We start from the raw sequence: 4,065 nt of genomic DNA on the forward strand, positions 1-4,065 counted from the left end.
CCGGCGTGGGCCGGGAACCCGTCAGACGCGGGCCCGCGAGCGCGTCGTCAGACGCGGGCCCGGGAGCGCGCGGGCGGCTCGTCGAGGTGCACCGAATACCTGCGCACCAGCGCCCGCCACACCAGCGGCCCGACCGTCACCAGCACCAGCGCGATGGCGCCGATCAGTGCAGGCGAGGCCCCGAGCATCGCCGAGGCGGTGACCGCCAACACGATGGTGATGCCCCGCCGGATCAGTCCCTGCGGCACCCGTCCGGCGAACTTCGACCCGACGTACGTCCCGATCGCCCCGCCGATCAGCAGGGGCACCAGAAGGTTCCAGTCGACGCCGGTCACCATCACGTGGCCGATCGCCGCCGCGATCACCAGCGGGACCGCCTGCACGAGGTCGGTGCCCACCAGCCGCAGCGCGGCCAGGGTCGGGTACAGCAGCATGATGCACATCATGATGACCGTGCCGGAACCCACCGAGGTGATGCCCACCATCAGCCCGCCGATGACTCCGACCAGCAGGGTGATCAGCGGCTTGACGGGCGGGTTGGGGTCGCTGCCCGTACGGATCTTGCCGGCCATCTCGAAGAAGGCGCGCAGGAAATAGGCGGAGGACGCCACGATGAGCGTGCCGCCGATGGCCTTCTTCAGCAGCCCCTGGACGTCGTCGGCTCCCACCGCGTGCACCAGCCAGGCCCCCAGATACGCCGTCGGGACCGAACCCAGGATCAGCCAGAACGCGATCTTCAGGTTGGGTTTGCCGTGCTTCCAGTGCACGCCGGCCCCGATGACCTTGTTCACCGCGTTGACCACCAGATCGTTGGCCACGGCGGCGGTGGGCGGGATCCCCACGAGGATGAGCGCGGGCGTCATCAACGCCCCGCCGCCCATCCCCGTCAGACCTATGACCACGCCGATCACCGCGCTGACGACCAGCAGACCCAGCGAGTCGTAGGTCCAGAGCGCCTCCGGCACCGGGTCAGACCCCGAGGATCGAGCTGACGATCCGCTGAGCCACCTCTTCCGCGGTGCCGTCCTCCGGCCGGATGTGCAGGTCGGGGGTCAGCGGCGGCTCGTATGGCGCGGACACGCCGGTGAACTCGGGGATCTCTCCCGCCCGCGCCTTGGCGTAGAGCCCCTTGGGGTCACGTGCTTCGCACTCGGCCAACGGGGTGTCCACGAACACCTCGGTGAAGGGCAGGTCGGCCGCGGCGTGGACGCTGCGTGCCTTGTCGCGGTCGGCGCGCATCGGGGAGATGAGGGAACAGATGACGACGACGCCGGCGTCGGCGAACAGCGCCGCCACCTCCGCGGTGCGGCGGATGTTCTCCGCCCGGTCGGAGGCCGAGAACCCGAGGTCGGCGTTGAGGCCGTGCCGCAGATTGTCGCCGTCGAGGATGTAGGCGGGGTGCCCGGACTCGATGAGCAGCCGCTCCACCTCGGAGGCGACCGTGGACTTGCCCGAGCCCGACAGGCCCGTGAGCCACAGCGTGCGACCCTGCCCGCGGTCTCCGCGCTGGACGGCGCCGGCGTGCCACACCACGTTGGAACCGGTGGTGGCGGGGCCGATGATCATGCCCGCGCCCACGGTGTTGCCGGTGAGCTCGTCCACGAGGATGAACGCGCCGGTGTCGCGGTTACGGCGGTACGGGTCGTACATCAGCGGGGTCTGCGTGCGCAGGCCGATGCGGCCGATCTCGTTGAGCCCCAGCTCGGTGGAGTCGGGGTCGCGGTGCAGGGTGTTGATGTCGAGCCGGTACTCCAGGCCCGTGACGATCGCCTTGGTGTCGCGGGTGGTGTGCTTGACGACGTACCGCTTGTTGGGCGTGAGCGTGGAGTCGTCGGCGAACCAGCAGACCATGGCCTCCAGCTCCGTGCCCTGGTGCGGGCGGTTGCCGGGTCGGGCGATCATCTCACCGCGGACGATGTCGATCTCGTCGTTGAGTGCGATGGTCACCGCGGCCGGTGCCGCCGCCTCGTCCAGTTCCGCGCCGCCCGGGCCCCAGATGGCCTTGATGGTGGACTGCCGACCGGACGGCATGACCACCACCTCGTCGTCGACCTTCATGATGCCCCCGGCGACCGTGCCGGCGAAGGACCGGTGGTCCAGGCCGTCGGCGCGCTGGGGGCGGATCACGTACTGCACCGGGAACCGGACGTCGGTCAGGTTGCGGTCCGAGGCGATGTGCACGTTCTCGAGATGGTCGAGCAGGGCCGGCCCCGTGTACCAGGGCATCGAATCGGTGCGGTCGACCACGTTGTCGCCCTTGAGCGCGGACAGCGGCACGAACGTCACGTCGTGGACCTCGAGCTTGGCGGCGAAGTCGGTGAACTCGGAGCGGATGGCCTCGTAGGTGGCCTCGTCGTAGTCGACCAGGTCCATCTTGTTGACGGCCACGACCAGGCGCGGGATGCCCAGCAGCGCGGAGAGGAACGCGTGCCGGCGCGTCTGCTCCAGCACCCCCTTGCGGGCGTCGACCAGGATGATCGCCACGTCGGCCGTCGAGGCGCCCGTGACCATGTTGCGCGTGTACTGCACGTGGCCCGGGGTGTCGGCGATGATGAACTTGCGGCGCGGGCTCGAGAAGTAGCGGTAGGCCACGTCGATCGTGATGCCCTGCTCGCGCTCGGAGCGCAGCCCGTCGGTGAGCAGCGCGAGGTCGGTGTACTCGTCACCGCGCTTGGCCGAGGTGGCCTCGATCGAGGCGAGCTGGTCCTCGAATATCCCCTTGGAGTCGTAGAGCAGACGCCCGATGAGGGTCGACTTGCCGTCGTCGACCGACCCCGCGGTGGCGATGCGCAGCAGCTGGGCGTGCTCGGACATGGTGCTCAACTGCTCCGGGGTGAGAGTCGAGGCGGTGGCGAGCGTCGGCCCGCTGGTCGCGGACGATGCCGTGGTGGCGGAGCTCATCAGAAGTAGCCTTCCTTCTTGCGGTCTTCCATGCCGGCCTCGGAGATCCGGTCGTCGGCACGGGTGGCGCCGCGCTCGGTGACGCGGGTCCCCGCGACCTCGGCCACGACGGCGGCGTTGTCGGCGGCGTCGGACTCCACACACCCGGTGCAGGTGGCGTCGCCGACGGTGCGGAAACGGACGAGCTCGGTGCGCGCCTCCTCGCCCGGGAGGGTCTCGAGGAACCGCGTCTTGGCCAGGAGCATCCCGTCGCGCTCGATCACCTCGCGCTGGTGCGCGTAGTAGATCGGCGGCAGGTCGATGTCCTCCCGCTCGATGTACTGCCAGATGTCCAGCTCGGTCCAGTTGGACAGCGGGAACACCCGGATGTGCTCGCCCTTGCGGTGGTTGCCGTTGTACAGCTTCCACAGCTCGGGGCGCTGTGCGCGCGGGTCCCAGGCGCCGAACGCGTCACGGAAGGAGAAGACGCGCTCCTTGGCGCGGGCCTTCTCCTCGTCGCGGCGGGCGCCGCCGAACACGGCGTCGAAGCGGTTCTCCTGGATGCCGCGCAGCAGGGCGGCGGTCTGGAGTCGGTTACGGCTGGTGCCGACGCCCGTCTCCTCGACCACGCGGCCGGCGTCGATGTCGTCCTGGACGTACGACACGAGCAGCTGGACCCCGGTCTCCTCGACCACCCGGTCCCGGTACTCGATGACCTCGTCGAAGTTGTGACCGGTGTCGACGTGCATGAGCGGGAACGGCATGGGCGCGGGCCAGAACGCCTTGCGCGCCAGGTGGAACATCACCACGGAGTCCTTGCCGCCGGAGAACAGCATCCCCGGGCGTTCGAACTGCGCGGCTACCTCGCGGAAGATGTGGACGGACTCGGCCTCGAGTGCGTCGAGGTGCGAGAGCGTCACCGCCGTCCTCGCTGTCATGCGACCTCCAATGTCGTGGGCTCGTCCGGCGTGACCGGACAGCAGACCGCAGACAGGTCTGTCTGCGGTCCGGCTCGGAGACCATCGTGCTCCCCGAGCGGCCCGATTTACATCTCGGAGACGGCAATCCCGGGCAGATCGTCCGCATGTCGACATAAGCTGTCGGATATGCGACACGAACCCACCCACCGTGTGCTCTCCGTGATCGAGGCGCTGTCGATCGAGGGCCCGCCGTTGCCCCTCGCCG

3 protein-coding genes are annotated in these 4,065 nt (G+C 69.5%); all 3 read right to left on the reverse strand.

Translation table 11 applies throughout. The features are described from left to right. Positions 1-47: 47 nt before the first annotated feature. The 3 genes from G6018_RS06990 to cysD all read right to left on the reverse strand — a co-directional run bounded on the left by G6018_RS06990 (position 48) and on the right by cysD (position 3,818). Entirely contained in the window at positions 48-965 is a 918-nt protein-coding gene (locus G6018_RS06990; protein WP_179523230.1) for a sulfite exporter TauE/SafE family protein, read from the reverse strand. Between the two features lie 4 nt (positions 966-969). Beyond that, complete coding sequence (cysC, locus tag G6018_RS06995) at positions 970-2,814, reverse strand: adenylyl-sulfate kinase (RefSeq protein WP_179525976.1); 1,845 nt, start codon at positions 2,812-2,814, stop codon at positions 970-972. A gap of 86 nt (positions 2,815-2,900) precedes the next feature. Then, a complete protein-coding gene (gene cysD, locus G6018_RS07000; RefSeq protein WP_095718176.1) occupies positions 2,901-3,818 on the reverse strand; it encodes a sulfate adenylyltransferase subunit CysD in 918 nt (305 codons plus the stop codon). Positions 3,819-4,065 lie beyond the last annotated feature (247 nt).

Origin of the sequence: Dietzia sp. DQ11-44 (assembly GCF_014145205.1) — a bacterium.
Lineage (GTDB): Bacteria > Actinomycetota > Actinomycetes > Mycobacteriales > Mycobacteriaceae > Dietzia > Dietzia natronolimnaea.

Bases quoted from the DNA above. Each gene is read 5' to 3' on its own strand.
- cysD (WP_095718176.1), bottom strand. From the start codon at position 3,818: ATGACAGCGAGGACGGCGGTGACGCTCTCGCACCTCGACGCACTCGAG.
- cysC (WP_179525976.1), bottom strand. From the start codon at position 2,814: ATGTCCGAGCACGCCCAGCTGCTGCGCATCGCCACCGCGGGGTCGGTC.